At 55.5% G+C, this 15,533-nt stretch carries 11 protein-coding genes and 4 pseudogenes; 3 read left to right on the top strand and 12 right to left on the bottom strand.

Going from position 1 to position 15,533, the window contains the following annotated elements; translation table 11 throughout:
- Position 1 precedes the first annotated feature (1 nt).
- Both CXY72_RS09930 and CXY72_RS09925 read right to left on the bottom strand, forming a co-directional pair.
- Positions 2-1,264, bottom strand: a complete 1,263-nt coding sequence (locus tag CXY72_RS09930) for a hypothetical protein (protein WP_146071134.1) — start codon at positions 1,262-1,264, stop codon at positions 2-4.
- A gap of 169 nt (positions 1,265-1,433) precedes the next feature.
- The gene (locus CXY72_RS09925) at positions 1,434-2,270 is read right to left on the bottom strand and encodes a glycosyltransferase family 2 protein (protein WP_104127534.1); all 837 of its coding nucleotides are present in this window, start codon (positions 2,268-2,270) and stop codon (positions 1,434-1,436) included.
- Between the two features lie 142 nt (positions 2,271-2,412).
- On the opposite strand from CXY72_RS09925, the gene CXY72_RS09920 reads away from it, so the two are divergent.
- Both CXY72_RS09920 and rfbA read left to right on the top strand, forming a co-directional pair.
- Entirely contained in the window at positions 2,413-3,021 is a 609-nt protein-coding gene (locus CXY72_RS09920) for a dTDP-4-dehydrorhamnose 3,5-epimerase family protein (protein WP_104127533.1), read from the top strand.
- Positions 3,022-3,024: 3 nt separating this feature from the next.
- On the top strand, positions 3,025-3,897 hold the full coding sequence (rfbA, locus tag CXY72_RS09915; protein ID WP_104127532.1) for a glucose-1-phosphate thymidylyltransferase RfbA: 873 nt from the start codon (positions 3,025-3,027) through the stop codon (positions 3,895-3,897).
- 6 nt (positions 3,898-3,903) lie between these two features.
- On the opposite strand, the gene CXY72_RS09910 is transcribed toward rfbA, so the two are convergent.
- The 10 genes and pseudogenes from CXY72_RS09910 to CXY72_RS09880 all read right to left on the bottom strand — a co-directional run bounded on the left by CXY72_RS09910 (position 3,904) and on the right by CXY72_RS09880 (position 14,249).
- A complete protein-coding gene (locus CXY72_RS09910) occupies positions 3,904-4,338 on the bottom strand; it encodes a GtrA family protein (RefSeq protein ID WP_104127531.1) in 435 nt (144 codons plus the stop codon).
- 15 nt (positions 4,339-4,353) lie between these two features.
- Positions 4,354-4,731: pseudogene (locus CXY72_RS20650) on the bottom strand (FdtA/QdtA family cupin domain-containing protein); the annotation flags it as partial.
- 96 nt (positions 4,732-4,827) lie between these two features.
- A pseudogene (locus CXY72_RS20645) lies at positions 4,828-4,953 on the bottom strand (isomerase); the annotation flags it as partial.
- Positions 4,954-5,181: 228 nt separating this feature from the next.
- Positions 5,182-5,277 (bottom strand): annotated as a pseudogene (locus CXY72_RS20640) (hypothetical protein); the annotation flags it as partial.
- A 2-nt stretch (positions 5,278-5,279) separates the two neighbouring features.
- Positions 5,280-6,272: a glycosyltransferase family 2 protein gene (locus CXY72_RS09900; RefSeq protein WP_104127529.1), complete on the bottom strand. Its 993-nt coding sequence runs from the start codon at positions 6,270-6,272 to the stop codon at positions 5,280-5,282.
- A complete protein-coding gene (locus CXY72_RS09895; RefSeq protein WP_104127528.1) occupies positions 6,269-7,345 on the bottom strand; it encodes a DegT/DnrJ/EryC1/StrS aminotransferase family protein in 1,077 nt (358 codons plus the stop codon). The genes CXY72_RS09900 and CXY72_RS09895 overlap by 4 nt, the downstream gene beginning before the upstream one ends.
- Positions 7,346-7,519: 174 nt before the next feature.
- On the bottom strand, positions 7,520-9,745 hold the full coding sequence (locus CXY72_RS19275) for a hypothetical protein (RefSeq protein ID WP_158252535.1): 2,226 nt from the start codon (positions 9,743-9,745) through the stop codon (positions 7,520-7,522).
- 235 nt (positions 9,746-9,980) lie between these two features.
- The gene (locus CXY72_RS09890; protein WP_158252534.1) at positions 9,981-12,155 is read right to left on the bottom strand and encodes a glycosyltransferase; all 2,175 of its coding nucleotides are present in this window, start codon (positions 12,153-12,155) and stop codon (positions 9,981-9,983) included.
- On the bottom strand, positions 12,152-13,309 hold the full coding sequence (locus CXY72_RS09885) for an FkbM family methyltransferase (RefSeq protein WP_104127526.1): 1,158 nt from the start codon (positions 13,307-13,309) through the stop codon (positions 12,152-12,154). The genes CXY72_RS09890 and CXY72_RS09885 overlap by 4 nt, the downstream gene beginning before the upstream one ends.
- Before the next feature lie 4 nt (positions 13,310-13,313).
- A complete protein-coding gene (locus tag CXY72_RS09880) occupies positions 13,314-14,249 on the bottom strand; it encodes a GDP-L-fucose synthase (protein ID WP_199184006.1) in 936 nt (311 codons plus the stop codon).
- Between the two features lie 314 nt (positions 14,250-14,563).
- Between CXY72_RS09880 and CXY72_RS09875 the strand changes: the two are divergent.
- Positions 14,564-15,531 (top strand): annotated as a pseudogene (locus CXY72_RS09875) (IS481 family transposase).
- Positions 15,532-15,533 lie beyond the last annotated feature (2 nt).

The raw sequence follows: 15,533 nt of genomic DNA, 5'->3' as shown, positions 1-15,533 counted from the left end.
ATCAAAGGGAAGCACATATCTCTTGGTCGACTGGACCGGCGGGTGCGGGGTGCTGGAGACCGGACACACCGAAGAACCAAACGACGACGACAATTAGGGCCGTGGACGCTATCCAATATCGATGTTTTTGCCAAAAATCGCGGAACTTTGCGTTGCCTAAGGATGCGCAGCCAAGGACTCCAGTCAGCACTAACGGCAATGCAAAACGACTCTCGGAAGCCGATGCAACGATGGTGAGAGTGCCGGCAATGACGACAACACCAGCCAGAGCAGCCGCCAACCAACTCGAATGCCGCCATCGTTCGTCAAGACGCTTTCGAAAAACTGTAAAAAGAAGACTCGAAATACCACAGACAGTAATGAGTGTGATGGCCAGCGCGAAGAGTCCATCCACGCCGACGTTTGAAGTTGTATACGGAGTAGAAAGCGGCCAGTGAAGTGACGCTCCCACTTTCTCCAAAGCAAAGAACAGCGAAGATGGAAGGTGTGCAAGAAAGGCGAAAGCAAGCTCGCCCGCCGTCTCTGGCAGTGGAGCTGTGAGCGCGTTGGCCATTTCAGGGGAACAGTAGAACTGCTGTGGCGAATCCGCATCGAAAAGAGTGTCATAGCGCACGATGTACGCACCGTACCCCGACTGAAGCGAGACAAGCGAAGATGAGAGCGGTGGCCAAAGGATCCATTCACCGAGACGCACAACATTCATGACTAATTGAGGAACCAGCCCAAGGATAATACCGATCGCGAACCCGAGGCCTCTCCATCGTCGCCAGATGAGCGTTACCAGTAGGAAGCCTCCGACTATGACGAGGTAGGACGGACGGACATTGACCGCAATGCCTCCCAGCAAACCGGCTAGAACGATAGCGAGTATTCCCTTGGTTTGAAGCAACACCATGATGGCGAATATTATGATCGCGGGATAGGCGTCCACAAGAGGGTATGGTGCAAACCCTGCTAGCACAATCCAGGTGAGGAAGGCGCCCAATAAACGACCTTGAAGTGTGACGGGGCGCCATATGGCGATACAGCGCGGAAGCAAGAAAGCCGCGAACCAGGAGAAGAACATGGCGTTCTGAAATAACACAGCAAAGCCGTCGAAACCTGGACCTAAGAGCCTGGCTAGTCCAGCTGCTGGCAGGTAAGCATAGTTTCCCAGGACTCCTCGAAACCCCCAGAAGAATTCGACTTCCGGTCGTGGTTCAAAGATCGTCTGGGCGGCCGCCCAGTAGAACCACGCATCGAATTTGAATTCAGCGACACCCATGGAGAGAGTGGCACCGAGGAAACAGAGAAAGATTACCCAGGAAAATCGTTGCTGCTGGGAGCGTTTCGTAAGATCGTGAGCTATTGCGCGGGATCGTGAATCTAATACCATGTCTAATTCATATTCCGCTCTTGGGGATTACTTCACACTATCCGAAATGTTGTTACCGTTATTCATGACCCTGCTGAAAGCGTGAACGAACGGCGAGGCCCGCAGCAAGGACCTGTCTTAGTGGCCAGAGTAAGTGCCCGTGATACTTGCGGGCGAGGAACCGATTCGCGCTCTCGTGGTGGGCCTTTAACATGCGTGCTGATTCGATTTGCGTGGAGTGCGCACCGGTATGAGTGACTGCAGCGCCGGGATCATAGACGCTGCGATAGCCGGCCTTGTGCATGCGGTAGCCGAGATCTACGTCTTCGAAATACATGAAGTAGGACTCATCGAAACCAGAGAGTTGTTCAAACACGGAGCCTCGGATCAGGAGGCACGCTCCCGATAGCCACCCAGCGTCTCGTTGGTGCGGGTCAGCGGCACTGACGTGAAGGTAGCGTCTCGTCCACGGGTTACTCTTCCAGACGTTGGCGAAGAGCGCATGGCCGATCCCCGTGCGAATGGACGGCAGCGATCGCGCGGATGCGTAGGTCGTGCCGTCCGCATTGAGAATGCGTGGGCCGACCGCCCCGATCCGTGAGTCAGACTCTCCACAGCCGCGTAACCAATCAATCGAGCCGGGTTCGAGCAGCAGATCAGGGTTGCAGACCAGAATCCAGTCGGCGGAATCCCCAAGGCTGGCAACCCCCAGATTAATGCCGTGCCCGTAGCCACGGTTCACGTCCGTCACGTAGCTGGCACCAAAGCTGGCCGCTATAGTCTTCGCGGCACTTCCCTCCGGTTTGTTGTCTACGACGACGACCGAAAGGGGATGTTGCGAGGCGGCAGCAACGCTGGCCAGAAACGGTTGGAGAACATCGTCAGATCCGTGACTGACCGTGACAACCGCGATCATTCCCGCACTGCTTCCGGGAGGTTGCGCAGAATAATACCGCCGGCGCAACCGGGGACGAGATGATTCATGCGTGCCAGTACCGTTCAGTTCGCGGGTGAGTCTCGTTGATTCTACCGGGGAGCCCTTGTGTAGACTGCGCAACGTGCAGATTCGTGAGCTCTCCATCCCCGATGCCTACGAAATGACCCCAAAACAACATGCGGATGATCGCGGGATATTTCTTGAGTGGTATCGATTCGACAAGCTCGAGCAGACCGTTGGGCATGCACTCGACCTGCGCCAGGCCAATTTGTCTGTGTCTCGTCAGGGAGTCGTGCGCGGCATCCACTTTGCAAGCGTTCCACGAGGACAGGCGAAATACGTGACGGCGGTGCACGGCGCGGTTCTCGATTACACTATTGACCTCCGGATAGGGTCGCCAACCTACGGTAAGTGGGATTCGGTTTTGCTCGACGACGTCGACCGGCGCAGCGTGTACCTGTCCGAAGGATTGGGCCACGCTTTCGTCGCGCTGACCGCCGATGCCGTCGTAACGTATCTCGTTTCGGACACTTTCAACCCGGAACGGGAGCACGGAATTAGTCCGCTCGACCTCGACATCAATTTGGTTTTCCCGGCAGATTTGGAATCACTTTCGCTGTCGCCAAAGGACATCGAGGCGCCATCACTTCAGAATTCTGCGGCTGCGGCCCTTCTCCCGACTTGGGATGAATGCCGCTCGTTCTACGACTCACTCAGAACAAAGGACTGATTCATGCGCGGCATCATTCTCGCAGGCGGCTCCGGTACACGCCTGTGGCCGATCACCAAGGGCATTTCCAAGCAGTTAATGCCCATCTACGACAAGCCGATGGTCTACTACCCGTTGTCAACGCTCATGATGGCCGGAATACGCGAAGTGCTACTGATCACGACGCCAGAATACAACCAGCAATTTCGCGCCCTCTTGGGCGACGGTTCCGACTTCGGCATGCGTATCGAGTATGCCGTGCAGCCTTCACCCGACGGCCTCGCCCAAGCCTTCACAATCGGTGAAGAATTCATCGGCGACGAAAGCGTCGCCCTCGTTCTGGGCGACAACATCTTTCACGGTGCGGGTCTCGGTACCGCTCTTCAGGGAAACGCGGACGTAGACGGTGCCGTAATCTTTGCGTATCACGTCGCCGCTCCGAGTGCCTATGGCGTCGTCGAGTTCGACAGCGAGATGCGTGCTGTATCCATCGAAGAGAAACCGGCTGTTCCCAAGAGCAACTACGCAGTGCCCGGTCTCTACTTTTATGACAACGACGTTGTAGAGATTGCGAAGTCGATCGAGCCGAGTGCGCGCGGTGAGCTGGAGATCTCGACAGTTAATCAGGCTTATCTGGATCGAGGAAAGCTGCACGTGCAGGTACTCGACCGTGGCACTGCTTGGCTTGACACGGGCACATTCGAGTCGATGATGCAGGCGAGCGAATACGTTCGCGTCATTGAAGATCGCCAGGGCTTCAAAATCGGCTGCATCGAGGAGATCGCCTGGCGCGCCGGCTGGATTGATAATGGCCAGCTGGCGGCGTTGGCTGAACCACTGCGCAAGAGTGGTTATGGCCGGTATCTTGGTGAACTACTTGCCACACGCTCGGAATAATCTCTTTCAGAATTCAGCTTCCGGTTCGCGGCGGAACGAAAACTCGCGGTGGCCGAAAAAGCTCATGAAAGTCGTCGCAATGAGCACTATCGCCTGCGCGACGAGCGAGTTCAATCCTGCGACTTCGATGAGGAGTGGCAGCGTCAAGAGATTCACCCCAATTGCGACTAAATAAACGCTGACAAATTTCACGAAGTCTGACCAGACCCGCCCGGTGACTTTGAAAACGAACCGACGGTAGAGTACGAACGCTAAAACGATGGCGATAGCGTATGCGCTCATTAGGCTAAGAAGATAGCCGAATGGCACGGTCGCGAAAACAAATAAGTCGAAAACCGCGAACAAGGCGTAGCCGACCACGGTGTTTACACCGCCAACAGCCAGAAATCGCAAACGTTGGTCGCGGGCGAGTTTGGCCAGCCGGTTCCAAAATCGATGCATGAAAGAAATGTCCTTTTACGCGTTGACGGCGGCCCGAAATTCGGAATACGTGCGGATATAGTCGGCTTCATCATAGGGCAGGGACGCAAAGACGCCGAGCACGGCATCTGGCGAATACGCATACTGTGTGCCCCAGGTCATCGCTGGCATGTGTAAGCCAATGTCAGGTGAGTCGATCAGGAACTCCTCCCGGTTGACGCCATCGTCGACGATTGCACGCACGCTTCCCTTGATGCAAGTAAGAAATTGCTCGCACGTGCGATGTGCGTGCTCGCCACGCACGTCCCTGGATGGTACGTCGTAGACGATGAAAAACCGTTGCGGTACAAAAGGTAGATCGGTGCCGAGCTCGGCTACGACCAAACTTCCGCGCATGTCCGTCGCCTTGCGCAGTTGAACGAGAGACTTACTGACCAGAACGTGCCCGGATGTGAGCGGAGCGGACTCCGTGGACACCAAACGGTGGCCTTCACTGTCGGCGTATCCGGTGATGCGGGCAGGGTTGCCGACGACGATGGCAAACGGTGGCACATCGCGGGTGACCACTGCTCCGGCACCGATCATGGCGTCTCGGCCGATGCGGATGCCGGGGAGGATAACGGCTCCTCCGCCGATGGAGGCTCCCTTTTCGACGATCGTGCGGGGAAAGCTCTCGGGATACTTTTTGCTTCGGGGGAACCCGTCATTGGTGAAGGTCGCGTTCGGGCCCACAAAGACGTCGTCCTGCAGCTCAATACCATCCCAGAGCTGAACCCCAGATTTGATAGTCACCCGGTCGCCCACGATCACATCATTCTCGATGAAAACGTGATCACAGATATTGACGTTTCGGCCGATAACGGCGCCCGCAAGCACATGCGCGAAAGCCCAGATCGTTGTGTCTGAACCGACGGTTATGGATTCACAGATTCCTTGGGCGTGTACGAATGGGGTTGCCATGGCTATGGTTTCTTCTCCTCGGTGTGGTTGGGCATTCGCTGACCTAGGGCGTTGTCGCTAGAGGCCCAGCGGGTCATCACTATGGAACCGGGTCGTCTTTTGGTGTTTTCGAACGCGCGCCAAACATATGAGCCGACAATTCCTAACGCGACTAAGAGCGTAAATGTGGAGAACAAGATCACCAACATAAGCGGCGTATATCCGGGTTCACGAATACCCCCCAGAAGGAAAGATGCAAGAACGGCAAATGCCGACAGGGCTGTAATCACGGCTCCAGTCGAACCGATGCTTATCAGGAGGCGCAACGGGAGATCGGTGAATGAGAAAATGCTGTCCAGCAGATACTTGCGCTTCTTCGAGAACGACCAACCGCTTTCGCCGTGCTCGCGTTGCAGGCGGTGATAGGGCACCTCGACACGCCGAAAACCAACCCAGTAGAGCAGCCCAACCAAGCTGCTGTGCGATTCGTCCAATCGAAGGACTTCCTCGACTACGGCACGATTGCAAGCGAAAATATCGACGCCACCCTCGGGCATATCCGGAAATACCCATTTTCTATACAGCCGCCAGAAGGCCGATGACGAGAACCCGCTCAAACGAGGGTCGTGACGACTTTCTCGTCGTCCGACGGTGACATCTGCGGAACCGGATGCGAGGACGCGAAAGAATTCGATTGCAAGTTCCGGTGGCTCCTGCATGTCGGCTGCCATTACGGCGATGAAGTCGCCCCGCGCGTGTGCCATTCCGGTGCGAATGGCCGCGAAGGAGCCAAAATTGCGCGAGTGTTGCAAGAGTTGAGTCGCGAATGTCGCGTTGGGGAGTTGCGCGGTCAGAACGTCATAAGAATCGTCCGGAGATCCATCGACGACGAAGATAACTTCGAGTTCTCTGTCAAGTTGAAAGGAAATCCCTTCCAACCGTTCCAATAAGTCAGTGATGCTCCCGGAATTTCCATAGACAGGAACCACGATCGAGTAGGTAATCGTGTTATTCATTTGAGGGTTCGAATAGCATCGCATACCAGGTCAACTTCTTCGTCCGTCAGCTCTGGAAAACAGGGTAGTGATAATACTTCGAGTGACGCTCTCTCGGTGTGGGGCAAAGATTGCGGTAGGGCGCCAAAACCGACTTGTTGATGGTCTGGCACTGGGAAATGTACGTCGGTAACGACGCCCTTTTTTAGGAGCTGTTCGCGCACGTCAGTACGCCGCGGCGATAGGGCAACAGCAAGATGGGCGGCGTGATGGGGCCCGTCCGCTGCGAGAACTTGCAATGGAGATTTCGTCGCAGCAGCGCCATATCTCTGCACGATTGTTCGACGCCGTTCATTGAAAGCATCGAGCAGTGGCAACCGAACCAAGAGGAAGGCCGCCTGTAATTCATCGAGCCGCGAATTTGTGCCTCCGGGGACCGCAACACGATACTTGGACACCCACCCGTATTGGCGTAGTTGAGACGCTCTGTGCGCGAAGTCAGCGTTGTTCGTTGCGATGGCCCCACCGTCACCGATCGCCCCGAGATTTTTTGTCGGGTAGAAACTTGTAGCAGAAATGTCGCCAAATGAACCGGCAGCTCCGTCATCCCGGCGGGCTCCAATCGCTTGTGCGCAGTCCTCGACCACGCGAATTCCCCGCCCATGGCACAGCTCAACGAGCGTGGAAATGTCTGTGAGATTCCCGTAGAGATGAGTGACCACGACCACCCCGATGTCATCGGTGAGCGCGTCAGAAACAGTCTGTCGGCTCAGACAGAGTGAGTTGGGGTCAATGTCGGCATAGCGCACCTGAAATCCGCCACGTCGTGCAGCGGTCGAGGTATAGCCGCCCGCGTTGCCAGCGGTCATTACGGATGTCTTGCCTGCAGGCATTACGGCCTTGATTGCAATCTCCAGCGCGTCGGTCCCGGAGGCTACCCCTAGCACATGATCGACGCCCAAATACTCTGCCAGAGCCGACTCGAATGCATTATGGTGCGGACCCATAATCACGTACCCGGAGTCGAGTACCGCCGCTACTGCTGAATCCAACGAGATGCGGTCGCGCGCGATGCCGCGCGAGAGGTCGTTCATGGGAACTGAAGTTGCTATCCCTGGGTGGCTCAAAGTACTTTCCTAACACTACTGACTGTATAAGCAGTCTATGGGGCTGAACCGCGTGGCAAATTCTACGATCATCTATGGGCAAATACGGAAAATGCATCGAATCGAGGTGGATGACTAGTTATAGCCACGTCTCGCTTACTTTTAGTCGCGGTTTGGGACTCGATCGGTACGCCCGCGCCGGCTGGACAGCAGTCCGGCACCAATGCTGCTCAAAGCCACGACCCCAACTCCGCCCCAAAAGAGAATCCAGCTGGTTCTCTGCCCCGGTAGCGTGTAATCCAACTTCAGCTGCCAATGTCCCTTGGGAAGATCTACGGCTATTTCACCTGATGGCCCACGTTCCGAATGCACTGGCATGCAGTCTCCTCGGCTGCCTGTGGGCGGACAGACTTGCGCCGACCAGCCCACATAATGAGCGTCATTCAAAATGACCCGTATGTTTACGGCGGATTCGACTCCGTAAACGAAGGATCCGGCCGAGTATGCCAGCGGAATCGATCGCAGGTTAGGGCCACATAGTCCATCGGCAACGCATGCGGCGGTAGTTGCGACGCTAGGCAGTTGACTATTTACAGATTCCACAACTATTCCAGAGGCGGTCCAAAATTTTCTCGATGCAACGCCGAGCTCGTCAGGCAAATATGCGGACACTTTAATCATCTCGTATGTTTGGGTGCCGCGGAGATTGACATATCCAAAAAAGGAGTCATCCCCTGTATAAAAAGCGGAGCCGTAGTGCCGCGCGATCGACTCCAAATCGCTCGGTGGCTCGGGGGGTGCGATGCGTGCGGGACGCCCTGGCGAAGTCGTGACCGGGATTCTCTCCTGGATCAACGAATCTACGGATTCGCCGAGGTTGGCTTCTTCGACAGCAGATCGCGAAACGGTCCATGCGTTCGAGATGGAGTACACGTAATGCGTGCCTGAGATCAGTGACAAGAAGACTAAAGCACCAGCAGCTGTCTTCAGGGAAATCATTTTCGTCCGACGGGTACTGAATATGACAATCGCAGCGGACGCGATGAGAATTTCAGCTTGGATTAACCAATTCGCCGGATTTAGTGGGGAATACCTCAGACCCAAACAAATTACCCCCAGAACCAGCAGGAAAATCATTCCTGTTTGCCATGGAAAACTTCTAAGTATTCGAGGCGGCCGTTTGCCGGTGCGGGATAAGGCTGTGAACATGGGGCTTGTTCGTGAATCGCGACTCCGAAGAATTTCATTCAGAGCCATGACCGCCAACATGCAAATTGCAAACAGAATAAAGACTTTGAAGTCGGAAGCACGAAACCTGCTCAGTGACATGCCTGGGAGTAACTGAACTAAATCATGCCATGGCCAAAATGGTACCCCAATCAGTACTGACACTAGGAGCACGGAAATGAGTGCTTTCGCTAAGAGGCTCCTCCATGGCACAAATACGAGGAGCACAAACAGCGGGACCGGAAGAAAGTAGAGGCCGAAGGTGTCCAGTCCATCGGCGATGTTCTGGGGTGGGAAAAAAAAAGTACTTAAAGTGTGAAAGTTGAAGTGTGAGGTGTCGAGAAGAACTGCAGGATAGTAGCCGCGTGCATTGATCGCGGGAAGAAATCGCAACATTGTCATGGCAACCGCAGCACTACCCACCAGAACGATTGGGAGTAGATACGTTCTAAATCGTGGCCGGTATAAAAATTGGTTAAAGGCGACCCACGTGACAGAGGCGTAGACACCCGCAATTAGCATGCCCGGATAGATGCCCAAGGCAGCCTGCCACAGAATCAGGGCTGCAATCGGATATGCCCACCAAGAGCGCCACGGCCATCGTGGCGATATGACCAGAAATATCCACGGCACCCATGAATACGCGCGCATGATGTCAAGCTGGGCTGCATTTGAATAATTGCCGATAACGAAGAACCAGCCGACTAGCCCAAGTAACGCGGCAAAGTGACGTAGACCGAATGCGCGCGCAAACATATAAGCGCCCAAGGCGCCAAATGCAACGTGGAGGGCAGAGAGACAGGCCGAAGCAGTTAGGTTAAACGGTGTAATGCCCGCTATAAGTCCAACGGGGAGGTAGAAGGAACTGTTTTGGAGATTCGAGACCGCGGGGTATCCACCCCACATGTAGGGCATCCACTGGGCTGGGGAAAAAAATGTGCCATCGTTCCACCATGCAAAGGCCTCTTCGCTGTACCCTACAAAGTCGAATTGTGGCGTATTTGCCCCGCTGAAGTAGTCGCCGAAGACAACTAGTTCAAGGAGAATTAGAGTGACTGCCACTGTCAACACTTGCTGTAGCCCTACGCGGCGGTAAAAACGGCGACGAGGCTGTGACAAAACCTCAAGCGGCTTCTTGACAGTTATAACTTCAGTTGTCATTGTTGACTGTTCATCGTTTCTTGGTTGTCTATTTGCAACTAACGATCGTGCATAGGGCGGATGCACGAGCGTGGCCTAGAACACGGAAGACTCCGCGCCCGTCAAATGTGGCTCACCGACCGACCGCATGCGTCATGAGCTGTTGAAAAAATGACATCAGGCCACCTGTTATGACCTTATGACACTTGAAACTATCGGTGCATCAAGGTATTTGATGGATAGCTAGCTTCCGTTGCTATACTTTGGGATCGCAGTAGACCATTTCGACATTCTTCCCCATGTAGGAAACGGCCGTGGCCACATTGCTAACTGCGTGGATGAGGACATCGCTTTGTGCCATTACCTCAGCATCACGCCATACTTCCCACGCCAGGCGGGATGACCAATTACTGGTATCAGCCGCCATAACGTGCTGCAATTGAAAACCGGATTGATTTTGTTCTTCTTTGGAAAGTGTGTCGAAGGCAATATCGGACTCGACGCTCACACGCGCTACGTCGTCAAAACGAATGACCCTGTCACCAAACTCTTCGTTGAAGAGCTTGACCACTCGATCTTGATCGGTTGCTACGAACACCCGCCAGTCGTCCGAACTCTCGACGATCCCTCGTTTCGTCAAGGCCTGGCGAACTTCATCAATATATTGATAGCGTTCCGCTATTGAACCACCCGGTTGTTCAACAGAATGACTCGGGTGCTTGACGTGCGCTGCGACGACAAAACGGCCACCCATCGTGGTATTGACGAAATTATCTCGCTCAGACTGCAGAGGAGGGACCAGCCGAACATGTTCCTTTAAGACTCGGCCGTATTGGTTTCGGAACTGCCTGAACCATGGCGCCCGATAAAGTTCAAACGCGTTTGTATAAGTCAAGAGAGGCTCGCGAGCCTCATTGTGCCGCAATTCAGGTAAAACTGAGTTTGCGTAAATGAAGTCTGCGTCGTTCATTTCATCAGCGGTTAGGTCGTAAAGAGGTTCGAAGAGCTCAAGCCACATATTTCCGTCTTCGGGACGACTATAGCAATAGCTTTCCGGGTGGCCGTCTCGTTCTATGAGACGCCCCGCGTCCCAGTCCGGGATAACCATTGAAACGTTCGAGTCACGAAGGCCCCAAACGAGGTGACTCAGAAAGGCGTTGAAGAGAGAGAAGAAGCCACCATCGTGGGCCTGGACGACAACCTTCCTGGCACCGATTCTTTGTCCGTGACGCCCGCCAGCCGGCCGAACAAGTGAATCTATTTGGTCAGGAAAATGAACAAAAGCTGACCACGGTGCATCGGGACGGACGGCGCGAGCATCCCGATTGATGAGTGACTGGTACGGCGCAGCCAGTGCGTAGAGCGAAAACTGAGAGGCCAACTCTTTGCGCTGAGCGGCTGTCGCCTTAGCGTCAGGGGACAGGCTGAAAATTCGAGCCTCGGACATCGATTGCGCAAAGTCGGATGACGAGAAGTTTGATTGTCGTCCAAAGACCCGGTTGTCAATTTCCGGATATCGTGCAGGAACCCGGCTTGTGGGTTCGACAAAGAATACGCCTGGCACGCCGCCAAGATCGCGGTGCGCGGGAATTCCAGACAGTACGAGTGGTTTCCCCAGGGCGAGAGCTTCTCGGGGTCCGATCGAGTACCCCTCGCCGCTGGACGTGGACACGTAGATATCCATGGACGAGAGCAGGTCATTCTTCTCAGCGTCGGACAGGTTGCCGTACGTCAAGGTGATGCGAGCTCCGGGGGCCTTCGCCGTGAGCGCCTGTACACGCTCGAAGGTGGAGCCCGAGGCGAGGTTGGAATGGATAACGAGCTCTACGTCATCTCTATCGCCAAATGCTTCGATGTATGACTCGACGAGAAGGTCCAGGCGCTTGCGTTCATGGAAAGCAGCAACACTACCAAACCGAACGCGCCTTGGATGCGCGGCGATGTACTTCTCTGCGAGTAATCCTTCAATGTCTAATCCAACGGGAAGAGTTCCGACCGGAATGCGCACGCCGGATTTTACGGCAATTTCCTCTAAGTATCTGCTGGTGAACAGTGCGAGATCAAAGCGCTCATTTAGAATAACCACCCATTCTGGAGGAAATTCATCGGAGTCGTATGCCATGTGGGCTATTTTGAAACCATCGTGAGGCAGTGCCGTATAGTTCAGGTCATCCGCGCCATTCCAGAGCACATCACAGAAGAAATAGACGGCATGGTTGGTTGCCTCACGCGTGATGGGAACAACTCGACCGCCGGGTAAGTGAATCGTGTCTGTCGGAATCGCACCTCTGTTGCGTGCAGGGTAAAACCCAACGGGTGCGACCCGTGAAAATAGTTCCAGTGCCGCGTTAGAGACGGTGCCGATACCGGTGTGAAAGTCGGAGCGGCCCATGACACAGATGCCTTTCGCGGCTAAGTCTGATTGTGTCATCGATTGAGCATCTTTCGGAGATAGGACGCTGGATGACGCGCTGCACGTAATGGCAGAGCGATCCGCCATGAAGCGCTGGTCTGAAGTGAGTGCACTCGAATGACAGCTTCGTCACGTTGGCGCACGATCTTGTCGAAATCTGATGATCGGCGAGCTACATCTGTCGCGTGAGTTTCTTCTTGCTGCCGCGCCACCGTTCGAAGTTGCGAGCGTTCCATCGTCAACCAAGCGATGTGTCGTTCTCGCTCAAATGACTGCTGGTTCATGGCGTCGAGTTCGTCAGATGTTGCACGTAGTTCAATCTGAATATCCCGAAGTCGGGAGGATGCGTCCAAGGCCTGGTTCTCGAAGGAAATTCTGTCTGAAATCAGCACAGTCGCCCTTTCAAGAATCTCATGTGTTCCTGCCGCGCTGTCTAAGCCGAGAAGATGCACGATTTTAGAGACGGTCAAGTCGGTGCGGTCCTCGGTCGCAACGGTAAAGTCATCCCGGACGTTTACTGGAAGTGCGAAGAAACCGGTCAATCGGGAGGCATGCTCAGCGGCCACATAGAAGCGGTTCAAACCATCGAAATACACAAACGTGTAGTGCGCATCACGCAGGATGCTGTCCCAGTCGGGAGTGTCCCCGGTCGAGGCGCCAAATGTGACCGATTCGACCAGAACGATCCAGGGTCGTACGAGAGTGAAATCCGCGCCGCGCAGAACTTCCGCCTCGGCACCTTCCACGTCAATTTTCAGAAAGTGCACGGGGCCCGATACGTGCTCGGCGCAGATGGAGGCTAGCGTCCGAACAGGTACCTCTAACTCGTTAAGGACTCGGCCGGAGTCCGCATACTGTGCGGCGATCACGGCGACCGTCGTAGACAACTCGGGATAGGCATCCACGATATGAAAAGTAGTTTGACCTTCTGCGCTGCCGACAGCCACTTGTAAGTTAACGTCGCGAGATCGTTCTTGCACGAGGCGGTCGAAGGAAGACGGGAGCGGGTCGATGTTGATCCCCGTCCAGCCACGGTCGTAGAAGGCCTTCGTGACCGAGTCGAGCTCGGGATCTGCGGCACCGACATCAATGTAGGTGCCGGCCTTTTCGTCGGCAAAGACCCGGTTCAGCAAGACGTCTTCAAAGTTTTGAGCATACGACTTGAACGTCATGTAGTTACCTCCGTGCCAGCACTGTGTTGTTCGAGTACCACGCGTAAGTTTCACGGAGAGCGTCTTCGAACGTCGTTGTCGATTCCCAGCCGAGATCCGTGATTCTGGTCACGTCGTAGGCGCGTGCAGACTGACCATCGGGCTTGTTACGGTCCCACTGGACTTTTCCGGTGTAGCCGCTGATGTCACTGATCAACGCGGCCGTGTCCCGTATGGAGTGATGGCGACCGCTGGCCAGGTTGTAAACACCTGTGCCTTTTTCCAAAAGAAGTTGAAGAGCAATTGCCGCGTCCTTGCTATACAGAAAGTCGCGTGTTGGCGTGCCCGAACCCCAAACGGTTACTGGATCGCCGGACTCGACCCCGCGATGAAACTTTGACAGGAGAGACGGCAAGACATGCCCCTGCAATTCATCAAAACGATCCCGTGGACCAAATAGATTTGTCGATAATGCGAAAGCATAATCGAGTCCATACTGGTCTTTGTAAGCCTCAAGTTGTGCCAACATCGCCCGTTTGGCGTGGGCGTAACCAGCCTCGGAAGCGTGCGGTGCGCCGTTCCAGACGTCCGCCTCGTTCATGGGCAATTCAACCGAGTCTGAATACATCGCTACTGAACCCATGGCGACGATTTTTGATACGCCTGCGACGCGTGATGCCTCGACGACGTTGGAATTGATTCGCGCGTTGTCATAAAACATCGCGCCCTGCTGGTGCAGATTGCCCATGAGTCCGTGCACGCGCGCAGCGAGATGAATTACAAACTTGGGTTTCACGTACTGAACCAAGCGAAATGTAGCGCTCTCATCGGTAAGGTCAGCTTCAACTGAAGAAACAGCGACAACGTCGTAGCCCTGAGCTGACAATAAGTCCTGTACGGCAACGCCGATTACGCCGGACGCACCCGTTATGAGAACCCGCCGGTCTTTGTCTATGTTCAATTTGTCCCCTCGGCATATTTGAACCCACCGCAGTTTGAGCATCCGACGCCCCGACCGGTTGTAGCGTTTTCTGTTTACGCCACACTCGTAGATCTGACTGAAATAGCCCTACTTAGTCTAGAGGGACTCAACGAAATTACTGAATCGCAACGCACGATTTGACGGAGTCGCTTCGAGACTCGCAAACGTGGCCGGGAAATAGGGTGCGGCTAGATGTACCCGGCCATGACGTTAGTGACGTGAGGCCTTGAAAAGGGAGGGCCTCCGGTGCTTAGTGGAGATGTTCAACGTCTCATTTCGCAACGGAGGTCCTCATGTCACACATTAACGCCAGGTTGAACGTTCGCGGAAGGGCCCTGCTGGTTGAAAGGGTTCTTGGCGGTCGACCGGCGGCGCACGTCGCCAAGGAACTCGGCATCTCCCGGCAGTGCGCCAATCGGTGGGTGCGCCGTTATCGTGCCGACGGCGCGGCCGGTCTCAACGACCGGTCATCGCGGCCGCACTCGATGCCATCTTCAACCAGCCAGCAACGCGAAGCCGCCGTCCTGGAGGCCCGCACCCGCTCACGCACCGGCCCAGCCCGGATCGCCGCCGACACCGGCGTTCCCGCACGTACAGTCTCCCGGGTGTTGGCGCGGCATCACGTTCCGGCGCTCTGGGAATGCGACCTGTTGACCGGCGAAAAGATCCGAGCCACCCGCGCCGCGGCGACCCGGTATGAACGCGCCCGCCTCGGCGAAATGGTGCACATCGACGTCAAGAAACTCGGACGCATCCCCGATGGCGGAGGCTGGCGAGCTCAGCCCGGCCAAACCCGCATCAACCACACCGCCGGCCACATTCCGGTCGGCTACAACTACGTACACGCCGTCATTGACGACCGCACCCGCCTCGCCTACGACGAAGTTCACCCCGACGAAAAAGGCGTCACCGCCGCCGGTGTCCTCCTCCGCGCCGCAGCGTTCTTCGCCAGCTGCGGCATCCCCAAGATCGAACGCGTCCTCTCCGACAACACCTTCGCCTACCGAAACTCGCAAGCGTACAAAGACGCGGTGATGGCCCTCGGCGCCCAGCAACGCTTCATCAAACCGCATTGCCCGTGGACCAACGGGAAGGTCGAGCGCTTCAACCGCACCCTCCAAGCCGAGTGGACCTACCGTCAGGTATTCACAGCAGTGCCGCACGCACCCAAGCCCGTGACCCCTGGCTCAACTACTACAACACTGAACGTATCCACACAGGCATTGGAACCACGCCGCTCCAGCGCGTGTCACCAACCTGATG

The sequence above is a fragment of the Cryobacterium sp. Y57 genome (genome assembly GCF_002929505.1).
Taxonomy (GTDB): domain Bacteria; phylum Actinomycetota; class Actinomycetes; order Actinomycetales; family Microbacteriaceae; genus Cryobacterium.
This window is presented reverse-complemented; position numbering and strand designations above follow the sequence as displayed.

What these genes read in the sequence shown, in the direction of transcription:
- CXY72_RS09930 (WP_146071134.1), bottom strand. Translation starts at nt 1,264, where the DNA reads ATGGGTGTCGCTGAATTCAAATTCGATGCGTGGTTCTACTGGGCGGCC.
- CXY72_RS09925 (WP_104127534.1), bottom strand. Translation starts at nt 2,270, where the DNA reads ATGATCGCGGTTGTCACGGTCAGTCACGGATCTGACGATGTTCTCCAA.
- rfbA (WP_104127532.1), top strand. Translation starts at nt 3,025, where the DNA reads ATGCGCGGCATCATTCTCGCAGGCGGCTCCGGTACACGCCTGTGGCCG.
- CXY72_RS09910 (WP_104127531.1), bottom strand. Translation starts at nt 4,338, where the DNA reads ATGCATCGATTTTGGAACCGGCTGGCCAAACTCGCCCGCGACCAACGT.
- CXY72_RS09900 (WP_104127529.1), bottom strand. Translation starts at nt 6,272, where the DNA reads ATGAATAACACGATTACCTACTCGATCGTGGTTCCTGTCTATGGAAAT.
- CXY72_RS09895 (WP_104127528.1), bottom strand. Translation starts at nt 7,345, where the DNA reads ATGAACGACCTCTCGCGCGGCATCGCGCGCGACCGCATCTCGTTGGAT.
- CXY72_RS19275 (WP_158252535.1), bottom strand. Translation starts at nt 9,745, where the DNA reads ATGACAACTGAAGTTATAACTGTCAAGAAGCCGCTTGAGGTTTTGTCA.
- CXY72_RS09890 (WP_158252534.1), bottom strand. Translation starts at nt 12,155, where the DNA reads ATGACACAATCAGACTTAGCCGCGAAAGGCATCTGTGTCATGGGCCGC.
- CXY72_RS09885 (WP_104127526.1), bottom strand. Translation starts at nt 13,309, where the DNA reads ATGACGTTCAAGTCGTATGCTCAAAACTTTGAAGACGTCTTGCTGAAC.